This is a genomic window from Exiguobacterium sp. s152, from assembly GCF_018618335.1.
Taxonomy (GTDB): domain Bacteria; phylum Bacillota; class Bacilli; order Exiguobacteriales; family Exiguobacteriaceae; genus Exiguobacterium; species Exiguobacterium chiriqhucha.
The window spans coordinates 234,305-257,274 of sequence record NZ_JACSLX010000003.1; the positions used below are offsets into that span (position 1 = coordinate 234,305).

At 53.6% G+C, this 22,970-nt stretch carries 27 protein-coding genes and 1 pseudogene; 10 read left to right on the forward strand and 18 right to left on the reverse strand.

Features of this window, described 5'->3' with window-relative positions; translation table 11 throughout:
• Positions 1–60 precede the first annotated feature (60 nt).
• The 5 genes from mutL to KNP72_RS07970 form a co-directional block, all read right to left on the reverse strand.
• Positions 61–1,863 carry a DNA mismatch repair endonuclease MutL gene (mutL, locus tag KNP72_RS07950; RefSeq protein WP_214832771.1) on the reverse strand — a complete coding sequence of 601 codons (1,803 nt, stop codon included), beginning with the start codon at positions 1,861–1,863 and terminating at the stop codon, positions 61–63.
• 4 nt (positions 1,864–1,867) lie between these two features.
• A complete protein-coding gene (gene mutS / locus KNP72_RS07955; protein WP_214832773.1) occupies positions 1,868–4,393 on the reverse strand; it encodes a DNA mismatch repair protein MutS in 2,526 nt (841 codons plus the stop codon).
• Positions 4,394–4,447: 54 nt separating this feature from the next.
• Positions 4,448–4,879 carry a YlbF/YmcA family competence regulator gene (locus KNP72_RS07960; protein ID WP_021067281.1) on the reverse strand — a complete coding sequence of 144 codons (432 nt, stop codon included), beginning with the start codon at positions 4,877–4,879 and terminating at the stop codon, positions 4,448–4,450.
• 101 nt (positions 4,880–4,980) lie between these two features.
• Complete coding sequence (locus KNP72_RS07965; RefSeq protein WP_029595612.1) at positions 4,981–5,409, reverse strand: GNAT family N-acetyltransferase; 429 nt, start codon at positions 5,407–5,409, stop codon at positions 4,981–4,983.
• 15 nt (positions 5,410–5,424) lie between these two features.
• A complete protein-coding gene (locus KNP72_RS07970; RefSeq protein WP_214832775.1) occupies positions 5,425–6,888 on the reverse strand; it encodes a phytoene desaturase family protein in 1,464 nt (487 codons plus the stop codon).
• A 141-nt stretch (positions 6,889–7,029) separates the two neighbouring features.
• On the opposite strand from KNP72_RS07970, the gene KNP72_RS07975 reads away from it, so the two are divergent.
• The 8 genes and pseudogenes from KNP72_RS07975 to KNP72_RS08010 all read left to right on the forward strand — a co-directional run bounded on the left by KNP72_RS07975 (position 7,030) and on the right by KNP72_RS08010 (position 12,142).
• Entirely contained in the window at positions 7,030–7,530 is a 501-nt protein-coding gene (locus tag KNP72_RS07975; RefSeq protein ID WP_214832777.1) for a hypothetical protein, read from the forward strand.
• Positions 7,531–7,547: 17 nt separating this feature from the next.
• The gene (locus KNP72_RS07980; protein WP_214832779.1) at positions 7,548–7,994 is read left to right on the forward strand and encodes a GNAT family N-acetyltransferase; all 447 of its coding nucleotides are present in this window, start codon (positions 7,548–7,550) and stop codon (positions 7,992–7,994) included.
• A 13-nt stretch (positions 7,995–8,007) separates the two neighbouring features.
• Positions 8,008–8,509, forward strand: a pseudogene (locus KNP72_RS07985) (DNA topology modulation protein).
• Positions 8,510–8,523: 14 nt separating this feature from the next.
• Positions 8,524–8,874 carry a VOC family protein gene (locus tag KNP72_RS07990; protein WP_214719719.1) on the forward strand — a complete coding sequence of 117 codons (351 nt, stop codon included), beginning with the start codon at positions 8,524–8,526 and terminating at the stop codon, positions 8,872–8,874.
• A gap of 123 nt (positions 8,875–8,997) precedes the next feature.
• Complete coding sequence (locus tag KNP72_RS07995; RefSeq protein WP_214832781.1) at positions 8,998–9,720, forward strand: nucleotidyltransferase domain-containing protein; 723 nt, start codon at positions 8,998–9,000, stop codon at positions 9,718–9,720.
• A 9-nt stretch (positions 9,721–9,729) separates the two neighbouring features.
• Positions 9,730–10,284, forward strand: a complete 555-nt coding sequence (locus KNP72_RS08000; RefSeq protein ID WP_214832783.1) for a P-loop nucleotide/nucleoside kinase family protein — start codon at positions 9,730–9,732, stop codon at positions 10,282–10,284.
• A gap of 98 nt (positions 10,285–10,382) precedes the next feature.
• Complete coding sequence (locus KNP72_RS08005; protein ID WP_214832785.1) at positions 10,383–11,141, forward strand: transporter substrate-binding domain-containing protein; 759 nt, start codon at positions 10,383–10,385, stop codon at positions 11,139–11,141.
• Positions 11,138–12,142 carry a pyridoxal phosphate-dependent aminotransferase gene (locus tag KNP72_RS08010; RefSeq protein ID WP_214832787.1) on the forward strand — a complete coding sequence of 335 codons (1,005 nt, stop codon included), beginning with the start codon at positions 11,138–11,140 and terminating at the stop codon, positions 12,140–12,142. The genes KNP72_RS08005 and KNP72_RS08010 overlap by 4 nt, the downstream gene beginning before the upstream one ends.
• A gap of 33 nt (positions 12,143–12,175) precedes the next feature.
• Here the strand turns inward: KNP72_RS08010 and KNP72_RS08015 are convergent, their stop codons facing one another.
• Entirely contained in the window at positions 12,176–12,730 is a 555-nt protein-coding gene (locus KNP72_RS08015) for a maltose acetyltransferase domain-containing protein (protein WP_214832789.1), read from the reverse strand.
• 90 nt (positions 12,731–12,820) lie between these two features.
• Here KNP72_RS08015 and KNP72_RS08020 point away from each other — a divergent pair, with 90 nt between their 5' ends.
• A complete protein-coding gene (locus tag KNP72_RS08020; protein WP_214719724.1) occupies positions 12,821–13,744 on the forward strand; it encodes a DUF7916 family protein in 924 nt (307 codons plus the stop codon).
• 42 nt (positions 13,745–13,786) lie between these two features.
• On the opposite strand, the gene hisE is transcribed toward KNP72_RS08020, so the two are convergent.
• From hisE to KNP72_RS08070, 10 genes are read right to left on the reverse strand one after another with little or no spacing between them, the layout of a single operon-like run.
• Positions 13,787–14,095 carry a phosphoribosyl-ATP diphosphatase gene (gene hisE / locus KNP72_RS08025; protein WP_214719725.1) on the reverse strand — a complete coding sequence of 103 codons (309 nt, stop codon included), beginning with the start codon at positions 14,093–14,095 and terminating at the stop codon, positions 13,787–13,789.
• Positions 14,092–14,424, reverse strand: a complete 333-nt coding sequence (gene hisI / locus KNP72_RS08030) for a phosphoribosyl-AMP cyclohydrolase (protein WP_214719726.1) — start codon at positions 14,422–14,424, stop codon at positions 14,092–14,094. The genes hisE and hisI overlap by 4 nt, the downstream gene beginning before the upstream one ends.
• Entirely contained in the window at positions 14,373–15,140 is a 768-nt protein-coding gene (hisF, locus tag KNP72_RS08035) for an imidazole glycerol phosphate synthase subunit HisF (RefSeq protein ID WP_214832791.1), read from the reverse strand. The genes hisI and hisF overlap by 52 nt, the downstream gene beginning before the upstream one ends.
• Positions 15,133–15,846 carry a 1-(5-phosphoribosyl)-5-[(5-phosphoribosylamino)methylideneamino]imidazole-4-carboxamide isomerase gene (gene hisA / locus KNP72_RS08040; RefSeq protein ID WP_214719728.1) on the reverse strand — a complete coding sequence of 238 codons (714 nt, stop codon included), beginning with the start codon at positions 15,844–15,846 and terminating at the stop codon, positions 15,133–15,135. Before hisA ends, hisF begins: the two co-directional genes overlap by 8 nt.
• Positions 15,824–16,411 carry an imidazole glycerol phosphate synthase subunit HisH gene (gene hisH / locus KNP72_RS08045; protein WP_214719729.1) on the reverse strand — a complete coding sequence of 196 codons (588 nt, stop codon included), beginning with the start codon at positions 16,409–16,411 and terminating at the stop codon, positions 15,824–15,826. The genes hisA and hisH overlap by 23 nt, the downstream gene beginning before the upstream one ends.
• A complete protein-coding gene (hisB, locus tag KNP72_RS08050; RefSeq protein ID WP_214719730.1) occupies positions 16,408–16,995 on the reverse strand; it encodes an imidazoleglycerol-phosphate dehydratase HisB in 588 nt (195 codons plus the stop codon). Before hisB ends, hisH begins: the two co-directional genes overlap by 4 nt.
• The gene (locus KNP72_RS08055; RefSeq protein ID WP_214832793.1) at positions 16,982–17,995 is read right to left on the reverse strand and encodes a pyridoxal phosphate-dependent aminotransferase; all 1,014 of its coding nucleotides are present in this window, start codon (positions 17,993–17,995) and stop codon (positions 16,982–16,984) included. Before KNP72_RS08055 ends, hisB begins: the two co-directional genes overlap by 14 nt.
• Positions 17,992–19,209 carry a histidinol dehydrogenase gene (gene hisD, locus KNP72_RS08060; RefSeq protein WP_214832795.1) on the reverse strand — a complete coding sequence of 406 codons (1,218 nt, stop codon included), beginning with the start codon at positions 19,207–19,209 and terminating at the stop codon, positions 17,992–17,994. Before hisD ends, KNP72_RS08055 begins: the two co-directional genes overlap by 4 nt.
• Positions 19,206–19,814: an ATP phosphoribosyltransferase gene (gene hisG / locus KNP72_RS08065; RefSeq protein WP_214832797.1), complete on the reverse strand. Its 609-nt coding sequence runs from the start codon at positions 19,812–19,814 to the stop codon at positions 19,206–19,208. Before hisG ends, hisD begins: the two co-directional genes overlap by 4 nt.
• Positions 19,811–20,734, reverse strand: a complete 924-nt coding sequence (locus tag KNP72_RS08070) for an ATP phosphoribosyltransferase regulatory subunit (RefSeq protein WP_214832799.1) — start codon at positions 20,732–20,734, stop codon at positions 19,811–19,813. The genes hisG and KNP72_RS08070 overlap by 4 nt, the downstream gene beginning before the upstream one ends.
• Before the next feature lie 109 nt (positions 20,735–20,843).
• Here KNP72_RS08070 and hisJ point away from each other — a divergent pair, with 109 nt between their 5' ends.
• Positions 20,844–21,656 carry a histidinol-phosphatase HisJ gene (gene hisJ, locus KNP72_RS08075; RefSeq protein ID WP_214832801.1) on the forward strand — a complete coding sequence of 271 codons (813 nt, stop codon included), beginning with the start codon at positions 20,844–20,846 and terminating at the stop codon, positions 21,654–21,656.
• Between the two features lie 162 nt (positions 21,657–21,818).
• Here hisJ and KNP72_RS08080 read toward each other — a convergent pair whose 3' ends face one another.
• Together KNP72_RS08080 and KNP72_RS08085 are read right to left on the reverse strand one after the other, a co-directional pair.
• A complete protein-coding gene (locus tag KNP72_RS08080) occupies positions 21,819–22,175 on the reverse strand; it encodes a hypothetical protein (protein ID WP_214832803.1) in 357 nt (118 codons plus the stop codon).
• Between the two features lie 199 nt (positions 22,176–22,374).
• Complete coding sequence (locus KNP72_RS08085; protein WP_029595628.1) at positions 22,375–22,950, reverse strand: deoxycytidylate deaminase; 576 nt, start codon at positions 22,948–22,950, stop codon at positions 22,375–22,377.
• Positions 22,951–22,970 lie beyond the last annotated feature (20 nt).

Here is a 22,970-nt window from a genome sequence, read left to right on the forward strand (position 1 = left end):
TGTTCCCATAGGCACCCGGACATAAACGTTACAGCCGGTTAAAAAAAGATTACAAGCGTGTCACATAACCCGTTTGAACAACTTCTCAAGTTCGTACGTGCTCCATTTCACCAAGATCGGTCGCCCGTGCGGACATGTATACGGGGACGTCGTCTGATTGAGGTCATTCAGCAATTGCCGCATCATTTCGTAGTTCAATGGATGGTTCGCTTTAATCGACCGCTTGCACGCCATCAAGATTGACGCGTCTTCCCGATATTTGGCGAGATTGACAGAGCGGTCCCGAATCGCCATCTCAATCAAATCGCGGACCGTTCCTTCTAAATCGTGTTGCGGGTACCACGTCGGAATCTCCCGGACGAGGAACGTGTTGCCACCGAACGGCTCCAATTCGAGACCCGCTTCTTTCAAGAGCGGAGCGACTTCTTCAATCGCGAGCGTCTCTTCTTGCGTGAACTCGAGCGTGAGCGGGAGCAGCAACAATTGATATTCCTTGTCCGGATTCCCGAGTTGCTCATAAAACAATTCGTATTTGATCCGTTCCTGAGCGGCGTGTTGGTCGATGACATACATGCCGTCTTCGGAACCGCAGACGATATAGCTCGCATGCAATTGGCCGATGACGTCGAGCGGCGGCAACCGCTCTCCTTTCGTCTCAATTTTGTCCGATTCGATAATCGGGTCGGTCGGTGCAGGCGCTTCATTGACGAGCGGGGTCGGCGACCATCGGCTTGGTGACGTGACAGGTTCACGGGGAATCGGATAGTTCCACGTCGGCGGTTCATCCATGACAGGTGTCCGTTCGACCGTGAAATCAAGTCGTTCTTGTTCGGTCCGATTAACCGGTCGCTCTTTCGGTTTGACCGATGGGATTAAACGCTGTTCCCGGAGCGTCAGTTGGACCGTCTCGCGAATCAACTGGCACAGCTCTTTCTCTTTCGAGAGTCGGACTTCCCGTTTTGTCGGATGGACGTTAACGTCAATCAACATCGGGTCCATCTTCACTTCGAGGACGGCGATCGGATAACGACCAATCGGGAGTAGCGTGTGGTAGCCCTCGAGCACACTTTGGGTCAGCGCAAAGTTTTTGATGCTCCGTCCGTTCAAGATGAGCGTCACATACTGCTTGTTCGACCGGGTCACTTCCGGACGGACGAGATGGGCGCTCAAGCTATAGTCGTTCGTCTTGCTTGACGCGGTGACGATTTGCGCCGCGACTTGACGTCCGTAAATGGCGAGCATGACTTGCTTGATGTCGCCGTTGCCACTCGTCCGCAGGAGTTCCTTGTCTTCATGGAACGCCGTGAGGCGAACTTCCGGGTGGGATAAGGCGATCCGGTTCAACGTATCGGTGATGCTCGCGAGTTCGGTCGCCGACGTCTTCAAGTATTTAAGGCGGGCCGGTGTATTGTAGAACAATTGACTGACCGCTATCTCTGTTCCGACGTTGGCTGCGGCCGGTGTTTGCGCCGTAACGACACCCCCTTGGAGCGTCATCTCAAATCCGTCCTCTTCGGTCCGGCGTGACTTCAGCGTCACATGACTGACCGAGGCGATGGACGCTAAGGCCTCTCCACGGAAGCCGAGCGTGCGAATCCGGAACAAGTCGTGCTCGTCCCGAATTTTGCTCGTCGCATGACGCAAAAAGGCGCGCGGAGCATCCTCTTCATAAAACCCGTGCCCGTTATCCCGAACTTTAATGAGACGTATCCCCGCCTCCTCCAAGTCGACTTCGATTTTCGTGGCACCGGCATCAATCGCATTCTCGACGAGTTCTTTCACGACCGAGGCCGGGCGTTCGACGACCTCGCCGGCCGCGATTCGGTTGGCCAGTTGCTCCGGTAACTCTTGAATGATTCCCATCGACTCACCCCTTCTTCGCAGATTGTTGGAGCGCATAGAGCGCCTGCATCGCCTCAATCGGGTTCATCGCCAGTAAATCGAGGCCGAGCAGTTGTCGTTTGATATCGTCTTCCGCCTCAAATAGTGACAGTTGGGCCACAGGTTCGGCTGGCACCGGATGTTCCACGACTGTGCGGGCCGGTTTCGGTTCCGTCTCGAGCTCAGACAAAATCGTTCGCGCCCGTTCAATCAAATCAGGCGGCAAATCAGCGAGTTCGGCGACATGAATCCCGTACGACTTGTCGGCCCGTCCCGGGTGAACTTCATGCAGGAAGACGACGCGCCCGTCCCGTTCGATGGCACGGACGTGCACGTTCTCAAGGGCAGGAATCGTGTCCTCGAGCACGGTCAACTCGTGATAATGGGTCGAGAACAACGTCTTCGCGCCGATGGTGGCCGCGATATATTCGACGATGGCCTGCGCGAGCGCCATGCCGTCATACGTCGAGGTTCCTCGTCCAATCTCATCGAGGAGGATGAGACTATCTGCTGTTGCTTCCGTCACCGCCTGCCGTGTCTCCGTCATCTCGACCATGAACGTCGACTGACCGCTCACCAAATCATCGGCTGCCCCGATGCGGGTAAAAATGCGATCGAACAATGGAAGTTCGGCCGCTTCGGCCGGCACGAACGAACCGATTTGATGCAGGATGGCAATCAGTGCGAACTGGCGCATATACGTCGATTTACCGGACATGTTCGGTCCGGTGATCAACAGCATGCGCCGCGTGTCATCGAGCGTCAAGTCGTTGGCCACGTATTCACCACGAGGCAATACCGTTTCGATGACCGGATGGCGCCCACGATCGATTTGGACATTGTTTGACGTTGTCGGCCGGACATAGTCCCGTTTTTCGGCGACAATGGCGAGCGCGAGCAGGACATCTAGTTCACTTAATGAGCGGGCCAGTTGTTGGAGCGGTTTCGTCTCTTGTTTGACTTCTTCACGTAACGTGACGAACAAGTCATATTCAAGCGTACAGCTCTTCTCCTCGGCACCGAGGATGAGCGCTTCTTTTTCTTTTAACTCAGGCGTGACATAGCGTTCGGCGTTCGTAAGCGTCTGTTTCCGTTCATACCGCCCCTCTTCGAGTAAGCGCGCGTTCGCTTTCGTCACTTCCAAATAGTAGCCAAAGACTCGGTTATAGCCGATTTTCAGCGACTTGATGCCGGTCGCGAGCCGCTCTTGTTGCTCGAGATTGGCAATCCACATCTTCCCGTTCGCTTTCGCCTCGAGCAGTTCATCGAGTTCTGTCGAATAGCCTGAACGAATCATGCCACCTTCTTTAATCGAGATGGGTGGTGTCTCGACGAGCGCCGCCTGAAGTCGTTCCGATAGCGCGTCGAACGTGTCGAGTGTCGCATCGATGTGATGCAATCGTGTTGCCGTGACATTCGCGAGCAACTCTCGTACCGCTGGAATGCGTTCAAGCGTGTTCCGCAACTGAACGAGGTCACGTGCGTTGGCCGTCCCGTATCCTACTTTCGCGACGAACCGTTCGATATCGTAGACGTGACGTAACTGCTCCCGTAATTGATCGCGGAGCATGAAATCATCGACTAAATTTTCGACGGCATCTTGGCGTTCACGAATCGCCTGTTCCGTATAGAGCGGCTGTTCGAGCCAACGTTTCAATAGTCGTCCCCCCATCGCCGTCGTCGTCTCATCGAGCAGGGCGAGGAGTGATCCTTTCCGTTCCCCGGACCGGGCCGAACGGAACAGCTCCAAGTTCCGGGCCGTGTTCGCATCGAGTTGCATATGGGCCTCAACCTCGTAGGCGACAGCGGGCTGCAGGTGATCGAGGGCTCGTTTTTGCGTCCGCGTCAAGTAGGCGAAAAGGAGTTCGAACGCACTTACTTGCGCCTCGTCGCGGGCACCGCTCGACAACGTGCTCGACAATCGCTCCGTCTGTACCGACAGCGGGATGCCGAGTGATGAGAGATGGTCTGCCAACTCGGCGTCATCAACGATGATCTCGCTCGGGACCAGTCCTTCGACTTCGCGTAGGACGGCCTCGCGCGACGGTAAGGTCGTCAACCATGATTCACCTGTCGTCACGTCGCCGCGGGCAATCCCAAAACGGCCTGCGACGTTCACGACCGATAGTAAATACCGGTTCTCTTTCTCACCGAGCGCGGCCATATATGTACCCGGCGTGATGACTTGAATGACTTCCCGTTTGACGAGTCCTTTCGTCGCTTTTGGATCTTCCATCTGCTCACAAATCGCCACGTTGAACCCTTTTTCAATAAGTTGCTCGATATAAATCGCAGCGGAATGATGCGGGACCCCGCACATCGGAATCGGGTGCTCGGCGTTCTTTCCGTTTTTCGCAGTCAATGTCAATTCGAGCTCTTTGGCGACGATTTGAGCATCTTCAAAAAACAGCTCGTAAAAGTCACCGAGCCGGTAGAAGAGAAAGGCGTCTGGATAATCGGCCTTGATTGAAAAGTATTGTTTCATCATCGGGGTTTGATGTATCGTTTCCATTCGTGTTCACCTCTAGAAATTAGAACAGCTGACCAAAGGCCAGCTGTCTGTTTGTTAGTATCCGCAGCCGCCGCGTGATTTCTCCGCTGCCATGCCGCTACCTGTTTTGCCGGCGAGAACGTCACCGTCCGTCGACTCGATAATGCGATCTGTCACCGAGTTGGCGAGTGTGACCGTCACGTATTGAAGCAAATCGTTCACTTCGACTTGCGTCTCTTGGAACGCCTGGACGACCGGAATCGAATCGAGTTCGTCCATCGCCTTGTCGATTTTTAGCTCGACTTTGGCGAGTGCTTCCGTCTTCCCGTAGTGCTTGCAGTTGACGGCTTCTTTTTGTAAGTATTTGATCCGTTTGATTAACGTTTGAACGCGCTCACTTTCGTTCACTTTCGTTTCCGCTTCTTTGAAGCGGGCCACTTCCGGCGTGCTCGCCAATAAGTCGGCTAATTCTCTCGCTTTTTGAATCACAGTTTGATCAGTCACCATCGTAAACCCCTTTGCTCTCTATGATTGAACGCACGTCTTGACGCACGCAAGTATTCCTCATCATTCTACCACGAACTTATGGCAAACGGTACTGCATCGATTCACTTCGAGACGGTCGCCGTCCGAACCATATCGACGTGGGGAATCCCATCCTCTAAGTACTCCTCGCTCGTTCGTGTGAACCCAAAGCTTGCATAGAACGGCTCCACGTACGTTTGCGCTTGCAAATACAAATCGCGATCCCCAAAGTCGGCCACGGCTTCTTGCATCAAGCGCCGCGAATGGCCTTGTCCCCGATGCGTCGATTTTGTGACGACACGACCGATGGCGATTGGCGATTCATCCTCGAGGACACGTAACGCCGCGATCGGGCGACCGTCTGCCTCAATCCAGTAATGGACGGCCGTCACATCTTTCCCATCGACTTCTTGGTACGGGCAATCTTGTTCCACGACGAAGATTTCAGTGCGGAGCGCCAATAACTCATAGAGCTCTCTCGTCGTCAATTCGTCAAACCGTTTTTTCTGCATCTAAACTTGTCCCCCTTATAACGTCGAACCGAGCGCTCTGGCGACGTGGAGCCCGCTCGTCATCGCCCCGATCGTCCCGGCACCTGGAAACACCGTGTCGCCGCAAACGTAAAAATTCGTTAGGTTCGCCCGATAGCTCGCCGCATGGAATAATGCTTGTTGCGGTGTTTGGGCATATCCACCGACCGCACCGTGCGGACGTTTCGTATATTTCACCCACGCCCCCGGTCCACCCGGAAGCAATACCGACGATGTGCCGGTCCAACTCGGGAACGCCCGTCGCACTGCCTTGACGAGGCGCTCGGTCCATTCTGCCTCTAGTTTCTCATAGGTTGCCTTGTCCTTCCAAGCCTGCCACTCCGACAAGTCGATATGAGTCGAGACGGTCAAGGTTCGTTCCGGCAGTTCGGTCCGGCGTGTATCGTCCGCAGCCGACATTGAAATGAAGGCGTGACCTGACGGCAAATCGTCACTATACACTTGTTGGAAGAGCGGACGTCCCGTACACGCCGCTTCCGGTAACGTGATATACAGACTGAACGTTCCCCATTGCATCCGTTTTAATTGACGGCCGTACTGTCTTTTAAACTGTCGTTCCGCTTGTCCCGTGACCAACTGAGCGGTCGCCTCGAGCGGGATTGCCGACACGACGACATCGACGAGGTCGAGCCGACCACGGCGATCGGTTAACAACCAGCCGTCCGCGACTTGCTCGACTTTCACGATTTGCCGGCCGAGGAGCGTCATCCCCCCGTCTTGCCGAATCGCTCGTTCCAAGGCGTGGCCGAGCGTATACAAGCCCCCATCGACGTAATACGCGCCCTCATGATAAATCGATAACGCGACGGCCGCGAGCAAGTGGCTCGCTTCACGGGCACCGGTCTGCAAGCTGTCGAGCAAAATCCCATCGATGACCCGCTCGAACGTAGTTCCGTTTAATCGATGCCGTTTTAACGTTGTACCGAGCGGTCGATACAACTTCCGGAACGCCCGAAGTTGTTCCGGTCGAAACGCACGTATCGCGAGCGTGGCGTCACGAATCGTCCGAATCGGCAAGGCCGGTAGCGTCTCAAACAAAGGACGAATCGTCTCGAAATCGGCCCACACCTCATTCAAGAAGGCTCGAATCTGCGGAGCAAGCTCCGGAAACATCGTCTCGAGTTCTGCTAAAAATTGATTCCGGTCTTGATGATAGCGGACCGTCTTTCCATCTAGATGAATCTGCATCACCTCAGGTAATGGACGAACGTCAATCGTTTCACCTAAATAAGATAAGACTCGCTCATGCAGGCCCCCCGGTTCAAATCCCATCCCGAGCGTCGCCCCGGCCGGGAATCGATAGTCCCCCCGTTCGAATTTCCCGGCACAACCACCCCATTCACGTGACGACTCGTATACGGTCACGTCATGGCCGATTCGGCTCGCAAGCGCACCCGCCGTCAATCCGGCAATTCCCCCACCGATAATCCCGATTCGCATAGTAATCCCCTCCTGCCTTCATCATACATGCCTTCCCGAAATCCGAGACATTTCAACCTGTCGTATGAACATATTTCATCCGCCAGGCAGGGTTCTGCCGGAAGATGGCGAAAAAAATCGATAAAGGACAGGTGAAACCATATGCGAAGTCGGGTCATCATTTATCTGCTCATTCCGATCTTGATTTTTATCGGTATTTTAATCACACCCCCATCCGAAGAATCACAAAAAGTCGCCACCATGACGGCTGTCAACATTCAAGAGATGATTCCGTATGAACGCGAGTACACAGCCCAAAAAGTGTTACTCGAGGAAGTGAATGATGGCCGGGAGGCAATCATTGAGGAGTGGCGGCTCGAACGCGGGGCCCGCACAACATATAGTTATGTGCTCCGACTGCAAGGGTTCGAGACGGTGCTTCAAGTCGATGCCGGGGCGGCCAACACGCGCTCGGACGGCTATTATGCCATGCAGGCGCATAGCCCAGTCTTCGAAGCGGACGAACCGCTATCAATCGGTTATCCGATTGTGCTGTTCGCTAGCGAGCAACGGCTAGTCCTAAACCAGATGGAAGTACGCATCCTGTACGAAGAGGACGGTGTCATTGAGAAATGGCGAATCCTTGAATCGAAAGACTCCTAATTAAAGGCGGAATGGATATGAATCTCACGTTTCAACGAGCCACCGAATCACAACAAGCCGAAATTTATGCACTCGCGGGCACCAATCGCGAAGAAGCGACTGCTCACGTCTCGCCCGATAATCAGGAAAAGATGATCGAAGCGTACGAGCATTCCGCAAAGTTTGGCGCTTATTTTCTCTGTCTGGTTGATGGCGATACACTCATCGGCTGGACGCAAATCGACAAAGCATTTGATTATTTGACTGGCGAGGAGGTCGGCTGGATCAACGACCTGTATGTGAAACCGACATATCGGGGCCGCGGTTATTCGAAACAGTTAATGCGAGAAGCGCTCAATACGTTCAAACAAATGGGCTATACCGACGTACGCTTGAACGTATATGCCCACAATCAAACGGCGATGCACCTGTATGAACAAATCGGCTTCACTGACGTCAGTAAATTTATGAAGATTACTCTATAAAAGGCGGTATTCGATGCAAAAAATACTTCTCGTCGGTTCGGGTGGTTCAGGCAAATCGACGCTCGCCCGCGAGTTAGGAACTCGACTCGGCATCGACGTCCACCATTTGGCTGCCTTGGTATGGAAACCGAATTGGACACCCGCCACGAGATAAGAACAAATCGTCATTCAGTCCGAGTTGATTGAACGTGATTCGTGGATTATCGACGACAATTACGGCGGCACACTCGATTTGCGAGTAGATGCTTCCGATACGGTCGTATTTCTTGATTTGCCGCGCATCGTCTGCACGTATCGCGTCTTGAAGCGCATGCTGTCCTATCACGGCAAAACACGTCCGGACATGGGCCCCTGGTTGTGAGGAACGGTTTGATCCGAAGTTCTTGAAGTGGGTATGGGATTATCCAAAGTCGCAGCGACCAGCGATTTTGCAACGTTTACACAAACTTGAATCCGAAAAAGACATCATTGTCCTGCGTTCACGGGCCGAAGTCCGTCGTTTCGTAGCGAATTAACTGGAGGCGAATAAATGAATCCAATTCTCGCAGAAATCGGGACCGTCTTTATTCCCGTCCGAGACGTTGCGACGTCACGGGACTGGTACTGTCAGCTATTCGATTTACCAGCAGATGGGCAGATTTTGTTCGGTCATCTCTATGTCGTTCCGCTCGACGGACCGAATCTCGTGCTGGATAGTAAGATATTTTCTGAAAGGAACGTCCTGAAAACTCCACTGTTTCATTTGAACACAACGGATATTCATCAGGCGTATGCGCACATGGAGCAACGACAAATTGACATTGTAACCCCGATTGAACACGACCATTGGTTTAATTTCAAAGACCCGGATGGAAACGTCCTGATGATGTGCCAATGCTGACGGGGGCTACGTAGGTTTCATGAATGGCTTGTCCGATGAGGAGGCGAATGCCTATTGGAACAGCGTGTTATCGCCGGACGTCCATTTGTTGATTGCCGCACTTCTACTTGAAAGGAGTCCATGATGTCTTCTAAAATTGACCCGCTTGAAGCGGCGCATCACTTTATCTCCACACATTTTCCCTACTGTCAGGCCGCGTTGCTCGCCGGGAGCGTCGTCCGTGGTGAGGCGACCGAGACGTCGGATTTAGACATCATCATCTTCGACGACACCCTTGTCTCGTCTTATCGAGAATCGTTCATCGAGTCCGGATGGCCCATCGAACTGTTTGCCCATAACTTGACGTCGTATCGTACGTTCTTCGAACAGGATTGCCAGCGTGCCATTCCATCGTTACCGAGAATGGTCACCGAAGGCATCGTCTTGAAGGACACAGACATCGTCGAAGACATCAAACGTGAAGCGAACGCGTTGCTCGACAGCGGGCCGGAGGCTTGGTCGGACGAGACGATTGAGTTGAAACGATACTTTCTGACCGATGCACTCGATGACTTGATTGGATGTACCCGTCGCTCGGAAGGACTGTTCATCGCCGCAAAAATCGGTGAGCTCACGGCTGAGTTCATATTGCGTACGAACAAAAAATGGATTGGTTCATCGAAATGGACTTATCGTTCGCTTGAACAATTTGATGCGTCAGCCGCACGTCAACTCACTTACGCCCTTGAGGCGTATTATCAAACGAACGAAACCGACGCGCTCATCTGTTACGTCGATGAGACGCTCTCCCCGTTCAGCGGCCGGTTGTTCGCCGGATTCAGCCGCGGGAAATCAAACGAAACGTGAGGGGCCTCCATGTTCTTTCTACAAATGTCCGGTTTCCCCGGATCAGGTAAGTCGACGCTGTCTCGGGAAATCGCCCGACGACTGGATGCGGTCATCGTCGATCACGATGTCACGAAGACGGCACTGCTCGAATCAACCGCACAACATTCGCTCGACCCAGAGCTGGCCGGAAGAGTCGCCTATGATCTCGATTGGGCGCTCGTCGAGTTCCATCTGTCTTTAGGACGGAATGTCATTCTAGATAGCCCCTGTCTGTATGGCGTAATGATTGACCGCGGCCTGGCGATGACGGCAGATAGCGGAGCCACGTATCGTTACGTCGAGTGTCTCGTCGACGACGTCGATGAAATCAATCGTCGCTTGCGCGAGCGCGAGCGAAAGCTCAGTCAAATCAGGAGCGTGTCACCAGAAGATTTTTATCGGACTGTCACAGCCAGTGAAAGACCTGCACATATGCATACGCTTACAATCGATACGAATCGCCCCCTCGAGACGTACTTGCCTGACGTCATCGCCTATCTTCAAGGGATTGATAGACCACCTGATGCATCCTGCGACTTTTGACCGGATGCATTTTTTTAAACTTTTTTGTATTTTTATGCTTTACAACTAATAATCATACATATACACTTAGTCTCATATCTTGAAGGAGGAATTCATACATGAAAAAGTGGGTCATTACAGGGGGATTAGTGGCAAATGCATTATTAGCAGGATGTAGCCAAGAGACGACGGGCGAAGAGAAAAAGACACTCGTCATGGGAACGAGCGCCGATTACTTCCCGTATGAGTTTGTCGATACGGCGAACGGGGACGAGATTGTCGGATTTGATATCGAGATTGCCGAAACGGTCACGGAACGCCTCGGCTACGAACTCAAAATTGAAGACATGGACTTCGGTAGCCTGCTCGGGGCACTAAACGCCGGACGTGTCGACTTCGTTATGGCCGGTATGACGCCGACCGAAGAGCGGAAAGAAAATGCCGCCTTCTCGGATATCTACTTGTCGGCGACGAACTTAGTCATGACGAAAGATGAGTCACTCGAATCGATCGAAGCGCTCGCCGGCAAGAAAATCGGTGTCCAAACGGCTTCGATTCAAGAAAACATCGCCAAACACCAAGCTCCGGAGGCAGAGCTCGTCTCATTGAATAAGATTCCAGAGATCGTCCAAGAGTTGAATACGGGTCGGATCGACGCGATGGTCATCGAGGACACGGTCGCCCAAAAATACTTGGATCAAGACGCAGGGCTCTATACGTTCGCGCTTAAAGAAGATGGCGAGAAAGGTTCTGCAGCCGCCTTTAAATTGGAGGATGACCTTCGCGATCAGTTCAACGAGGAGTTGAACAAGATGATTGACTCAGGTGAAATCGACAAACTCGCCAAAAAATGGTTCTCGATGGAGCCGACGGAATGAGACCAGTCTCGTTGCCAATTTATCCAGTCACCTATCCAGAAGGTTACCGTTTGAATCAAAACGAGAGTCAGTTCCCGGTGCCGTCCCGCCTGTATGACCAGCTCGCGACGATCTCGTTCCAAGACTTACATGAGTATCCGGTCCAACCGATTGACGAGTTGTTCACCCGTTATGCAGCCTACGCCGGTGTCGAGCCGAATCAATTGCTAGTCGGTTGCGGCAGTGACGAGATGATTCACGTCGTCACCCAGGCGCTGTTGGCACCGGAAGACGTCGTCTTGTCACCGAGCCCGGATTTCGCACTCTATCCGATTTTCACAACGATCGCGCACGGTCGTCACGTGCAAGCCGATGACCTGTCGTATGACGCACTCGTCCAGGCGATCACGAAACACACACCGAAGCTGTTGCTGTTGTCGAACCCGAACAATCCGACCGGAAAATTGTGGAGCGTCGCTGAATTGACCGAACTAGCGGGACTGGTGCCGTACTTGATCGTCGACGAGGCGTATATCGACTTCACGCCGGCGTCGAGTATGGTGGCTCACCTTGATTCATTCACGAATGTGATCGTGTTGCGGACGTTATCGAAGGCGTTTGGCCTGGCCAACGTCCGCCTCGGTTTCATGGTGACGACGACTGAACTCGTCGCTTACTTCCGTCAGTTCGTTCCGCCGTTCAACATTAGCGGCGTCAGTGCGAAAATCGCCAACATGTTCTTACAAGATGTGACGTATCTCGATGAGGCCATCGCTTGGCACGCCGACATGCGTGGACAGTGGACCGACTTGTTCGCCACGATTGGACACGTCCATCCCGCCGAGGCGAACTTCATTTACGTCACGCTCGATGAGCCGGAAGCCGTTTGGGCTCACCTCGCCGCGCATGGGGTTCACACGTCCCGGCAACCGAATGGGATTCGCATCACCCTCGGCAGTGAATCTGCTCTTGAAGCAGCACGTCAGGCACTAGTCACCTACGCGTCACAACCGACAGTATAAACAAACGACCCGACATCACGACGGGTCGTTTCGTCATGGTATGAACTTGAGCACTTTTGCTGGATTCCCCCCGACGACGGCACGAGCTGGCACATCTTTCGTCACAATGGCGCCAGAGGCGATAACGGCATCGTCACCGACCGTCACCCCTGGATTCAAGATGGCTCCGCCGCCAATCCATACCCGATGTCCGACCGTTACCGGCTTCCCGTATTCAAGGCCCGAGATTCGTTCGATCGGGTCGAGCGGATGCGTCGCCGTATAGACGTGCACACCTGGACCGAGCATACAATCGTCACCGAATGTGATCGGACAGATGTCGAGGAATACGCAGTCAAAGTTGGCGAAGAACCGTTCTCCGAGATGAATGTTATAGCCGTAGTCGCATTTGAACGTCGGTTCCAGATAAAACGAACCTCCGGTCGACCCGAACAGCTCCGCTAACAAGGCTTTGCGGATATCCAGTTCATCGATGCCAGACCGATTGAACCGTTCCGTTAAACGTCTGGCCTGACGCCGGTCGGCGACGAGCTCGTCGTCCCCGGCCATATAAAGTTCGCCTCGAATCATCTTTTCTTTTTCTGTCATCTGCTTCTCCCCCTTTTCTTTTTTTAGTATAGAGGAATTTCTGACCAAACGGGGAATAGGAACATGACGAATTAGAGGAGGAATAGACAGATGAAACGAATTCTTGATTGCAGAGCCAGTGATTTCTTGACGTTCAATCGTTCGGATTTGATTAGATCGATTCGGAAAGCCGAGGGGCGGACCGTCCTCGCCGAGGTCATCCCGACCGTGCAGCCGCTCTATCCAGAAGTGACGAACGCCGAACTCGCTCGAGCGTTCGGAGCCGATATGATTCTATTGAATATGCTCGACGTGTTCCACCCGTACATAAAGGGTCTCGAAAGCCACGCCTTGTTCGGTAACGTACCGGGCGAGACAATGTCTGACAATCCGATAATGGAATTGAAGCGGCTCGTCGGTTTGCCGATTGGGGTCAACCTCGAACCAGTCGACTTTTCCGAGAAATCGGAGGACATGTATGACGTGAAACAAGGACGGCTCGCGACACGGGAGGCATTCGCCAGAGCGTCCGAGCTCGGAATCGACTTTATCTGCTTGACCGGCAACCCGAACACCGGGGTGACGAATGAGGCAATCGAGCAAGCCATCATCAACGCGCGCCAAGAGTTCGCTGGGGTCATCATCGCCGGCAAGATGCACCAAGCCGGTGTCGGCCGAGTGCTCGATCAAGAGGCGTATGTCCGCTTTGCTGAGGCCGGGGCCGACATTATCTTGATTCCAGCGCCCGGCACCGTTCCTGGCGTCCGCGAAAATGAATTCTATGAAGTCACGCGCGAGATTCAGGCGTTGGATAAACTCGTTCTCGCCGCCATCGGTACGTCGCAAGAAGGGTCAGATGAAGCGACGATTCGTGACATCGCCTTGTCCTCGAAGCGCGGCGGGACGGATATCTTCCATATCGGCGATGCTGGGCTGTCCGGAATCGCCACACCAGAGAACATTCAGGCGTTATCAATCGCCATCCGTGGACGACGTCATACGTACATCCGCATGGCCGCCTCGGTCAACCGCTAATCAAAAGGAACGAAGCCGCTTATGGCCTCGTTCCTTTTTGTGTTACCAGTCAGTGACGTCACGGCGTGGTTTCGCCGGAGTCGTCGTCCCATGTCGTTTGGCGAGAAGCGTCTCGACGTCTTGTAACGATACGCCTTTGGCGGCGAGCAAGACGAGCAAGTGGTACAAGAGATCGGCCGACTCTTCGACTAAATCTTCATCGTTCAGTGCCGCGATGACGACTTCGAACGACTCTTCCCCAAACTTCTTGGCAATCTTGTCGACACCTTGGTCGAATAGATAAGACGTATAAGACCCTTCTTTCGGTGACGCCTGTCGTTCTTGAATCAACTTCTCTAATTCGTGAATCATCCTTCCACCTCCGTGAAAAAGCAGCTTCGATTTCCCGTATGACACGTCGGTCCATTGGCACGGACACGTACCAAGAGTGCGTCTTGGTCACAATCGACGTGGATGCTTTCGAGCTCGAGCGTATTTCCGCTCGACTCCCCTTTCATCCAGAGTCGCCCTTTCGAACGTGACCAGAACGTGACTGTGTTCGTCTCGAGCGTCTTTTGAATCGCCTCATCGTTCATATAGCCTAACATGAGGACGGCGTCGTCCGCTGTCGACACGATGATGGCTGGAATCAATCCGTTTGCGTCGTAACGAACCGCATCGGCAAGTTGTGCTCGTTGCATACGTTCTTCACCTCTTCCACTGTCGTTTTCCCGTCATGCAAAATCGAGGCGAGTAGCGCCGCATCGACCTTCTCGAGCGCGTCGACGACATGATTCGCGTTCCCGGCACCGCCAGAGGCGATAATCGGGATATCGACGGCGTCCCGGAGCAAATCAAGGATTCGCAAATCGTAGCCGCTCTGCTTTCCGTCCTGATTCATCGACGTGACGAGCAGTTCACCCGCCCCAAGTGCAGCCACTTGCTTTGCCCAATCGACGGCCCGCAACTCGGTCCGGTTCTTCCCACCATACGTATAGACGAAGTAATCATCGTCCTCAAACTTGACGTCGATGGCGATGACGATACATTGTGACCCGAACCGCTCGGCCGCTCGTTTAATCAAATCGGGTGATTCGACGGCGAGCGTGTTGAGCGACACTTTATCGGCCCCGGCTTTTAAGAGCGAGGAAATATCCTCCAGCGACCGAATACCGCCACCGACCGTGAGCGGAATGAACACTTTCCGGGCGACGGCACTGACGACGTCAAGCATCGTCTGGCGGCGTTCCGTACTCGCAGTGATATCTAGAAACACGAGCTCATCCGCACCGGATGCGTCATAATACTTAGCAATCTCGACCGGGTCGCCGATATCCCGGAGTGCCACGAACTCGATTCCTTTGACGACACGACCGTCTTTCACATCAAGACACGGAATAATGCGACGTTTAAGCATGGCGCGCCTCCCACTCAATCAAGTCATCGAGGCTGACTTGTCCGGAAAGTAGTGCCTTCCCGACGACCGCTTCGTCGATACCGGCCGCTTGAAGTGCTTCGACATCAGCCTCGGTCGTCACACCACCCGAAGCGATGAGCGTGACTGAAACAGCCTCACGCAGCGCCTTCATCCGCTCGAGATTCGGTCCGTTCAACTTCCCGTCCGACCCGATATCCGTATAGAGAATCGTTTTGACACCACGGTCAACGAGCCCTTTCGCGGCATCGATATCTTTTAAGTCGGTCGCTTCTTGCCAGCCGTTGACGGCGACGATGCCATCATAGGCATCGAGGGCGACGGCGACACGATCCCCGTACTTCGCGAGCGCCCGGTTCAAGAAATCCGAGTCTGTGAACGCTTTCGTCCCGAGCAAGACCCGGTCCGCACCGGTCGCCATGACCGCGTCGAGCGCTTCCTCGGAACGGATGCCCCCGCCAGTCTGAACGAAGAAACCGCACGTTTTGGCAAAGCGGACGACATCGAGATGTCTCGGTTCACCGGCTTTCGCCCCTTCGAGATCAATCAAGTGAAGCATCGGGACGCGCCCTTGCCACTCCTTCAATTTCTCATACGGGTCTCCGTACTGTTCTTCTGTATTGAAATCGCCTTCTGTCAAGCGGACGATTTTTCCGTCAATCAAATCAATGGCCGGTAGTAATCTCACGTTCGACCGCCTCCTTCCATTCTTTCAATAAACTGAGTCCAAACGCGCCGCTCTTCTCCGGGTGGAACTGCATCCCCGTGACGAGCCCTTTTTGCACGATGGCTGGCACGTCTTCACCCATATAATCGGCAGAGGCGATTACATTTACCGGGTCGGTCATGACGTGATACGAGTGAACGAAATAGACGTCCTCGTCTCGTAAAATCGAGTTCCAGCCGACGTGCGGCAGACGTTTCGCACGCATCCGTTCAACGCGGCCTTCAATCAAACCGAGTCCTTCTGTCGGGATCCCTTCCGTGCTCGACTCGAATAAGAGTTGCATGCCAAGGCAAATGCCAAGGAACGGCTTCTCCTGTGCCGAGCGCTTTAACAACGGAATCAGTCCCGTCTCGTTCAGCGATTGCATCGCCTGCGGGAATGCGCCGACGCCCGGAAGCAAGATGGCGTCAGCTGCCTCGATGTCGACAGGATCGTTCGTGATGGTAACGTAACAGCCGATGGCTTGGAGCGCCCGTTCGACATTGAATACGTTGCCCATTCCATAATCGATGACCGCGACCTTCATCCTTCGATCAGTCCTTTCGTCGATGGGAGTCGATTCGATCCGTCTTGCCCGATTGCTTCAGCGAGGGCGCGACCGAACGCTTTGAACAGCCCTTCAATCATATGGTGCGAGTTCGACCCGTAGAGCACCTCAAGATGAAGCGTTAAGCGGGCGTTCATCGCCACGGCCCGGAAAAACTCTTCGGCGAGCTCGGTATCAAAGTCCCCGAGTTTCGGATTTTTGATTTCGGTCCGGTAGACGAGGAACGGACGGCCGGACACGTCGACGACGGCACGCGCGAGCGTCTCATCCATCGGCAAATAACTCGTGCCGTAGCGGCGGATACCGATTTTGTCACCGAGCGCTTGATTGATCATCTGCCCGAGGGCGATTCCGACGTCTTCGACCGTATGGTGAGCGTCGACCCACGTATCCCCTTCGACATGGACCGTCAAATCGATTTGGCTGTGGAACGCGAACAGTGTCAGCATGTGGTCAAAGAAGCCGACGCCTGTCTTAACGTCACTCTGCCCCGTCCCGTTCAAATCAAGCTTGAGCTCAATGTTCGTCTCTTTTGTCTCTCGTTTCGTCTCAGCTGTTCTCAAGTGAAGTCACCTCTTCTATCGTTTGTTGAAGCAAGCGGTATGCCTCGTCCGTACCCGCACTGACACGAAGCCCGTCTGCGAACGCGCGAACGTGCACGTCTTTTTCAAGGAATCGGGCGGCCCAGGCTTCGCTGTCCGGTGTCTCGACGTATAGGAAATTAGCACGGCTTGGCAAGACGTTCCCAATCGGTGCGAGCAACGTCTCAAGCTTTTGTCGCTGCGTTTGATGGAAGTTGATCGACTCATCGATATAAGCGGAGTCGTTCAAGACGACCGTCGCCACGGCCGCACTCAGCCCGCTCACATTGAACGGCGAGCGGAACCGGTCAATCTTCTCGACTAAGCGCTCGTCGGCAATCATGAAGCCGATGCGCAGATTCGCGAGTCCGAACGCTTTCGATAACGTCCGGAGAATGATGACGTTCGCGTGATCCGCTAGGCGGTCTTTGAATGAATCTTCCATCGTGAAATCGATATACGCTTCGTCGACGACCAAATACGGGACTCGACTGGCAATCGTCTCAAGATCATCGAGCGACCACATCTTTCCGGTCGGATTGTTCGGGTTCGATATGAGGACAAGTTTCGGCCGTTCCGCCTCAATCGTCTGCATGAGCGCCTCGAACGACAATCCGTCCGTATCCGGCTGTACGAAATTCCCGCGGGCGATGTGCGTATAAATCCCATACATCGAAAAGTCTGGAATCGGTGCGGCGACGACATCGTCGGCATCGAGAATGGCCTGACAGAGAATCGCGAGCAATTCATCGCTGCCACTGCCGACCATGAGTTGCTGCGGGCTCACACCGGCATACGCCGCATAGCTTTGTTTAAGCGCCGTCAACTCGTCGACCGGATAATGGCTCAAGTCGAGCGGAAGCTCTCGGATAGCCGTCTTTAAGCGCTCTGGGAAGACATATTGGCTTTCGTTTTGATTCAACGCGTGCCCTTTGACCGCATGCGGAACGTAGCGTGGAATCGTCTCATAGTTCAGTCTCATACGTCCTCCAATCGGACCGCCATCGCCCGGGCGTGGCCGTCAAGTTGTTCTTGTTGCGCGATTCGAATCGCGGCACGCGTGATGCGCTCATCGAGTTCTGTCATTTGCAGGAACGTCTGGCGTCGGTAAAAATCATCGACCGAGAGACCGCTCGAGAAACGGGCCGTCCCGCTCGTCGGCAGGACGTGGTTCGGTCCAGCGATGTAATCCCCAAACGCCTCCGCCGCTTCATGACCGAGGAAGAACGATCCACCGTGACGGATGGCTTGCATGTAATCTTCCGGGTCGGCGACGGCGAGTTGGACGTGTTCAGCCGCCATCTCGTTCGCATACCGAATCGCCTCATCCTTCGTCTTCACGAGGACACCCCCGCGCTTCATCGCCTCTATCGCAATGTCACGCCGGGGTAATTCAGCCAATTGTCGCTCTAATTCTTGTCGAATCGCTTCGGCCAATTCGTCAGTCGTGACGAGCACAAGTGCCGTCGCTTCGACATCGTGTTCGGCTTGAGCCAGCAAATCGGCGGCGACCCATTTCGGATTGGCCGTCTCATCGGCGATGATGAGTACCTCGGACGGTCCAGCGACCGAATCGATGCCGACGATGTGGGAGACGAGCGATTTTGCCGTCGCGACATAGGCATTCCCAGGCCCGACGATTTTATCGACCGGTTGAATCGTCTCGGTGCCGAACGCCAAGGCGGCCACGGCTTGCGCCCCGCCGACGAGATAACATTCATCCGCCCCTGCGATTTTTGCCGCAATCAATAACGACAAATCGATGCCGTCTTGTTTCGGCGGCGTCACCATGACGACTCGCTTCACGCCTGCCACTTTCGCGGGAATGATGTTCATCAACACGCTCGACGGATAGACGGCCGTCCCGCCTGGTACATACACACCGACCGAATCGAGCGCCATGAAACGACGTCCAAGCCGGAACATGCCGTCTTCGTACACGTCATCTTGACGTCGCTGGCGTTCGTGAAACGTGCGAATGCGTTCGGCGGCGAGCGTCAACGCCTCGATCAGTTCGGCGTATGCTTCAGGCGGCGTAAAGGTCGTCAAATCGACCGTCTCAATTTTGTCGACGCCGTCAAATTTCTTCGTGAATGCGAGGAGCGCCTCGTCCCCGTTCGACTCCACGGCCTCGAGGATTGGTTTGACCGCTTCAACCCAGCTTTCCCGCCGGGTCCGGTTCGTTTCAGTGCTCATTGAGAATCCTCCTTGCCCAAGCGACGAATCCACGCCTTCAATTCATCAGGATTGTTGGCGAGTGCCGCCTCACTCGTGATGAACTTGGCGTTCACCGTGAAAATCGTCTCGTATTCTTCAAGGTCGTTCGCGCGGAGCGTCGCCCCCGTCTCGACGATATCGACGATGCAATCGGCGAGACCTGTGAGCGGTGCGAGTTCGACCGATCCGTTCAATGCAATCACTTCGACGTTCTGTCGTTTCGAAGCGAAATGAGAGATGGCGATATTCGGATATTTGCTCGCGACTTTCAATTTTTTCGTTCCATTCTTCCGTTCTTTCGGTCCGCAGACCGCCATGCGGCAACGGCCGAACGGCAAGTCGACGACTTCAAGAACGCCCGGCGTTTTCTCTCGCAAGATGTCTCCGCCGACGACGCCGACATCAGCGGCGCCGTGCATGACATATTTGTAGACGTCATCCCCTTTGACGAAGATGAACTCATGCCCGTCGACTTCGACCGTCAGTTCGCGGCCGCGCTTTTCAGGCCAAACGGTAAGTCCGACTTGTTCGAAATAGTCTCGGGCCGCTTTTTCAATGCGCCCTTTTGCGATGGCTACCTTCATAAAATCACCTCACCTAACTGTTCTAAATCAAGGGACAGGCCGAACGCTCGTCGAGATTGTCCAAAATGTCCGTATAATGAATCATAACGACCACCCGAGAGGACGCGCCGTCCGTCGATGCTTCCTGTCACCGTCAATCCTGAATAGTAATCAAAATCACCAGTCTGACCAAAGTCGTACGAGACATTCAAACCGATGGACCGTAAATGTTCGACCGCCCGTTCGACTTCATCGATTGCAGCCGTCAAGCTTGGCTCCGCGACTTCACGTAACTCATCAAGTGCAGAGTCACCAATCAAGAACGGTAATTTCGCGATTAACGGGTATTGATACGTATCGGCGAGTTCTCGAAGCGATTCCAAGTTACGGAGCGCCAAATATTGGCGTAACGTCCGTTCTGGGATACCGGCTTCGTCCGCCACTGCAGCGACCAAGGCAGCCGATCCAACTTGAATCCGGAGTCCGTCTTGCGGCAGGACACGCTCGGTCATACTGAGGAACGAGGCGATCAACTCCATATCAGGAGCGTCCCCGTCAATCCATTCGAGACCGAGCTGTTGACGTTCATGCGGCTGTCCCGAATGCTTCGGGGTACGTCGGTAGACGGCACCGGCATATGCGACACGCATCGGCTCATGACCGTCCGCGAGTTTCCGTGCAATTTGTAACGTATAGTCTGGACGCATGACGAGCAACTCTCCGTCATTCCCGAACAGACGATAATAGGCCGACTCATCAAACAAGGCCAAGTCTTGATAGTGCGAATAATATTCTACGAGTGGGGGTTCGATCACGCTGTAGCCGTTCGATTCGGCTCGTTCGAGAAATGATAACATCCACTGCTTCGGACGCAGAACGTCCTCCCCTTGCAATTCTTGCCATCCTTCCGGGATGGATCCTTTTGTATTGAACCAAATCATCGATATCACCCTTTATCTTATTATCACTTTACCAAACTAAAGTAGTGTGTTAAATTTATCAAACCAAGCCGGTGCTGTCAACCGGCGAACTCGAAAGGAATGTCGCATGATGATTGACTTTACCCGTGATGGTCACCTTCACACCCCATTTTGCCCACATGGCTCGACAGACCCGCTCCAGGCGTACGTCGAGCAGGCGTTAGCCCGTGGTATCAAGACACTCACGTTCACCGAACACGCTCCGCTCCCGGCCCGGTTTCAAGACCCGACACCAGACAAAGACTCGGCGATGGCGTTCGAGTTGCTTCCAGATTATATCGAGGCCTTGCAGTCGTTAAAACGGACGTATCCGGCACTCGACCTTCGCCTCGGTTTAGAGATCGACTACTTGCCCGGCTATGAAGCTGAGACGTTGGCGTTGCTCGAGCCCTATGCCGACGTATTAGATGAAACAATCTTGTCTCAACACTTTATACTCGTCGACGGCGAGCTCCTGCCTGTCGACTTCTCGCTCGAGACGTTTCATGTCCTCGTCGAACGTATCGGCTCGTTCGAGGCCGTGATGAAACAATATTATACGGCGCTTGCTGCCGGCCTCGCATTCCCTTGGGAGCGCCTGAAAGTGGACCGCATCGGGCATATCGATTTACCAATCAAATATCAGTCCAACTATGTATGGGACCGGTCCAACGTCCAGGCCGAACAGTCGCGCCTGCTCCAGACGATGGCTGCCCGTGGCTTCGGGATCGATTTGAATACGGCCGGACTCCGCAAACCCGAATGCGGACAGCCGTATGCGATCGAGGTCGCGTCTGATGCGGCCGGACTCGGCATCCCGTTCGTGCTCGGTTCGGACGCCCATATTGCCAAAGATGTGGGTGCCGGATTCGAAAGCATACAAAAAAAAGCCACGTTCCTATGAACGTGGCTTTTTCACAGCGATCTAGCTATCTAGATCCCCATTTTTGGTTGTCGATAACGATATGGCGTTCCATTTCTTCATCTATTGACAATAATACCATACTAATTCGGCAATGCAACCTAAAAATGAAAAAAGGATGACGGAATTGTCATCCTTTGCTATTTAGACCGCCATTGCAGCGTATAAATCTTTTAATTCATTCGTAGCCGCTTCGTCCATCTGTAACGCGACGAGTTCGACGAATTGAAGGGCTGGATCCTTGTCGCCCGACATCCGAACGATCTCGGCTGCCGCATCGTCGAGCGCGAGCAAGATACCCGATACACCTAGCGTCGGATAGTAACGGAGTAGCGCGCGGACGTGCTTCATTTCTGAAATATCATTTCCATTGATCTTAAGTGCTTTGACTGCCAACTCTTTATGCGTTCCAATCGCGAACTTATCTTCCCACACCTCTTCGAGTGTGATCAACGCTTCCACATCATAGGCACCATCTGTGAAACGAACTTGTTTTTCCATGTAACATTTCCCCTCTCGTTAATCTACTTTCATTATATGAAAGAAACCCCCGAAAAGATTGTGAAATGTTGAACATTTTGTGGAATTTTTGTCTCACCTAGTTGTGAACATAAAAAAGGTCCCTCCGAGGAGAGACAAATAATGGAAGAGTAAAACACCATTGGCAGTACATTAATAATATAACACCGAATGTAAACGTTTACAATGTGTTTTTAAAACTTTTTTCAAGTGGCATATGTACCACGTCAATTCCGCTCTCGCGCATCAAATCGAGACCGTCGCCATGTTCATAACCAACCGCATAGACGACACGGGCGACGCGGGAGGCGATCAAAGCGAGCGAGCAGGCGTGGCACGGCGAATGGGTCACATAAGCCGTCGCCCCGAAAGCGTTCGTCGAATCGGCGGCGAGCTTTCCGATCGCGTTGATTTCAGCATGAATCTCATGTTGTTTCGACCAATTGTGATGATCGTACGGGTCAGAGCATTTGATATAAGTCACACCGTCATGAATGAACGAGACCGGCGTCTCGAGCAAGTCGACCGCATTCGCGGATACGTATTCAGCACGCTTATAAAATCCATCATCCCGCTTTAAGAAGATTTCATTGCAGTTCGTATGCCCCGGCGGCGTGCCGTTCAGGCCAATCGAAATCGGCTTCTCATCTTTGACAATGACGCAAGCGACACTTTTAGAAGCACACTTCGAATGACGTACCGCCATCATATCGGCAAACTGTAACCACGTCTCGTCCCATAGGTGTTGTTTATCCATTGTTGATCCTCCTCGAAGAA

What these genes read in the sequence shown, in the direction of transcription:
- mutL (WP_214832771.1), bottom strand. Translation starts at nt 1,863, where the DNA reads ATGGGAATCATTCAAGAGTTACCGGAGCAACTGGCCAACCGAATCGCG.
- mutS (WP_214832773.1), bottom strand. Translation starts at nt 4,393, where the DNA reads ATGGAAACGATACATCAAACCCCGATGATGAAACAATACTTTTCAATC.
- KNP72_RS07960 (WP_021067281.1), bottom strand. Translation starts at nt 4,879, where the DNA reads ATGGTGACTGATCAAACTGTGATTCAAAAAGCGAGAGAATTAGCCGAC.
- KNP72_RS07965 (WP_029595612.1), bottom strand. Translation starts at nt 5,409, where the DNA reads ATGCAGAAAAAACGGTTTGACGAATTGACGACGAGAGAGCTCTATGAG.
- KNP72_RS07970 (WP_214832775.1), bottom strand. Translation starts at nt 6,888, where the DNA reads ATGCGAATCGGGATTATCGGTGGGGGAATTGCCGGATTGACGGCGGGT.
- KNP72_RS07975 (WP_214832777.1), top strand. Translation starts at nt 7,030, where the DNA reads ATGCGAAGTCGGGTCATCATTTATCTGCTCATTCCGATCTTGATTTTT.
- KNP72_RS07980 (WP_214832779.1), top strand. Translation starts at nt 7,548, where the DNA reads ATGAATCTCACGTTTCAACGAGCCACCGAATCACAACAAGCCGAAATT.
- KNP72_RS07990 (WP_214719719.1), top strand. Translation starts at nt 8,524, where the DNA reads ATGAATCCAATTCTCGCAGAAATCGGGACCGTCTTTATTCCCGTCCGA.
- KNP72_RS07995 (WP_214832781.1), top strand. Translation starts at nt 8,998, where the DNA reads ATGTCTTCTAAAATTGACCCGCTTGAAGCGGCGCATCACTTTATCTCC.
- KNP72_RS08000 (WP_214832783.1), top strand. Translation starts at nt 9,730, where the DNA reads ATGTTCTTTCTACAAATGTCCGGTTTCCCCGGATCAGGTAAGTCGACG.
- KNP72_RS08005 (WP_214832785.1), top strand. Translation starts at nt 10,383, where the DNA reads ATGAAAAAGTGGGTCATTACAGGGGGATTAGTGGCAAATGCATTATTA.
- KNP72_RS08010 (WP_214832787.1), top strand. Translation starts at nt 11,138, where the DNA reads ATGAGACCAGTCTCGTTGCCAATTTATCCAGTCACCTATCCAGAAGGT.
- KNP72_RS08015 (WP_214832789.1), bottom strand. Translation starts at nt 12,730, where the DNA reads ATGACAGAAAAAGAAAAGATGATTCGAGGCGAACTTTATATGGCCGGG.
- KNP72_RS08020 (WP_214719724.1), top strand. Translation starts at nt 12,821, where the DNA reads ATGAAACGAATTCTTGATTGCAGAGCCAGTGATTTCTTGACGTTCAAT.
- hisE (WP_214719725.1), bottom strand. Translation starts at nt 14,095, where the DNA reads ATGATTCACGAATTAGAGAAGTTGATTCAAGAACGACAGGCGTCACCG.
- hisI (WP_214719726.1), bottom strand. Translation starts at nt 14,424, where the DNA reads ATGCAACGAGCACAACTTGCCGATGCGGTTCGTTACGACGCAAACGGA.
- hisF (WP_214832791.1), bottom strand. Translation starts at nt 15,140, where the DNA reads ATGCTTAAACGTCGCATTATTCCGTGTCTTGATGTGAAAGACGGTCGT.
- hisH (WP_214719729.1), bottom strand. Translation starts at nt 16,411, where the DNA reads ATGAAGGTCGCGGTCATCGATTATGGAATGGGCAACGTATTCAATGTC.
- KNP72_RS08055 (WP_214832793.1), bottom strand. Translation starts at nt 17,995, where the DNA reads ATGAGACTGAACTATGAGACGATTCCACGCTACGTTCCGCATGCGGTC.
- hisD (WP_214832795.1), bottom strand. Translation starts at nt 19,209, where the DNA reads ATGAGCACTGAAACGAACCGGACCCGGCGGGAAAGCTGGGTTGAAGCG.
- hisG (WP_214832797.1), bottom strand. Translation starts at nt 19,814, where the DNA reads ATGAAGGTAGCCATCGCAAAAGGGCGCATTGAAAAAGCGGCCCGAGAC.
- KNP72_RS08070 (WP_214832799.1), bottom strand. Translation starts at nt 20,734, where the DNA reads ATGATTTGGTTCAATACAAAAGGATCCATCCCGGAAGGATGGCAAGAA.
- hisJ (WP_214832801.1), top strand. Translation starts at nt 20,844, where the DNA reads ATGATTGACTTTACCCGTGATGGTCACCTTCACACCCCATTTTGCCCA.
- KNP72_RS08080 (WP_214832803.1), bottom strand. Translation starts at nt 22,175, where the DNA reads ATGGAAAAACAAGTTCGTTTCACAGATGGTGCCTATGATGTGGAAGCG.
- KNP72_RS08085 (WP_029595628.1), bottom strand. Translation starts at nt 22,950, where the DNA reads ATGGATAAACAACACCTATGGGACGAGACGTGGTTACAGTTTGCCGAT.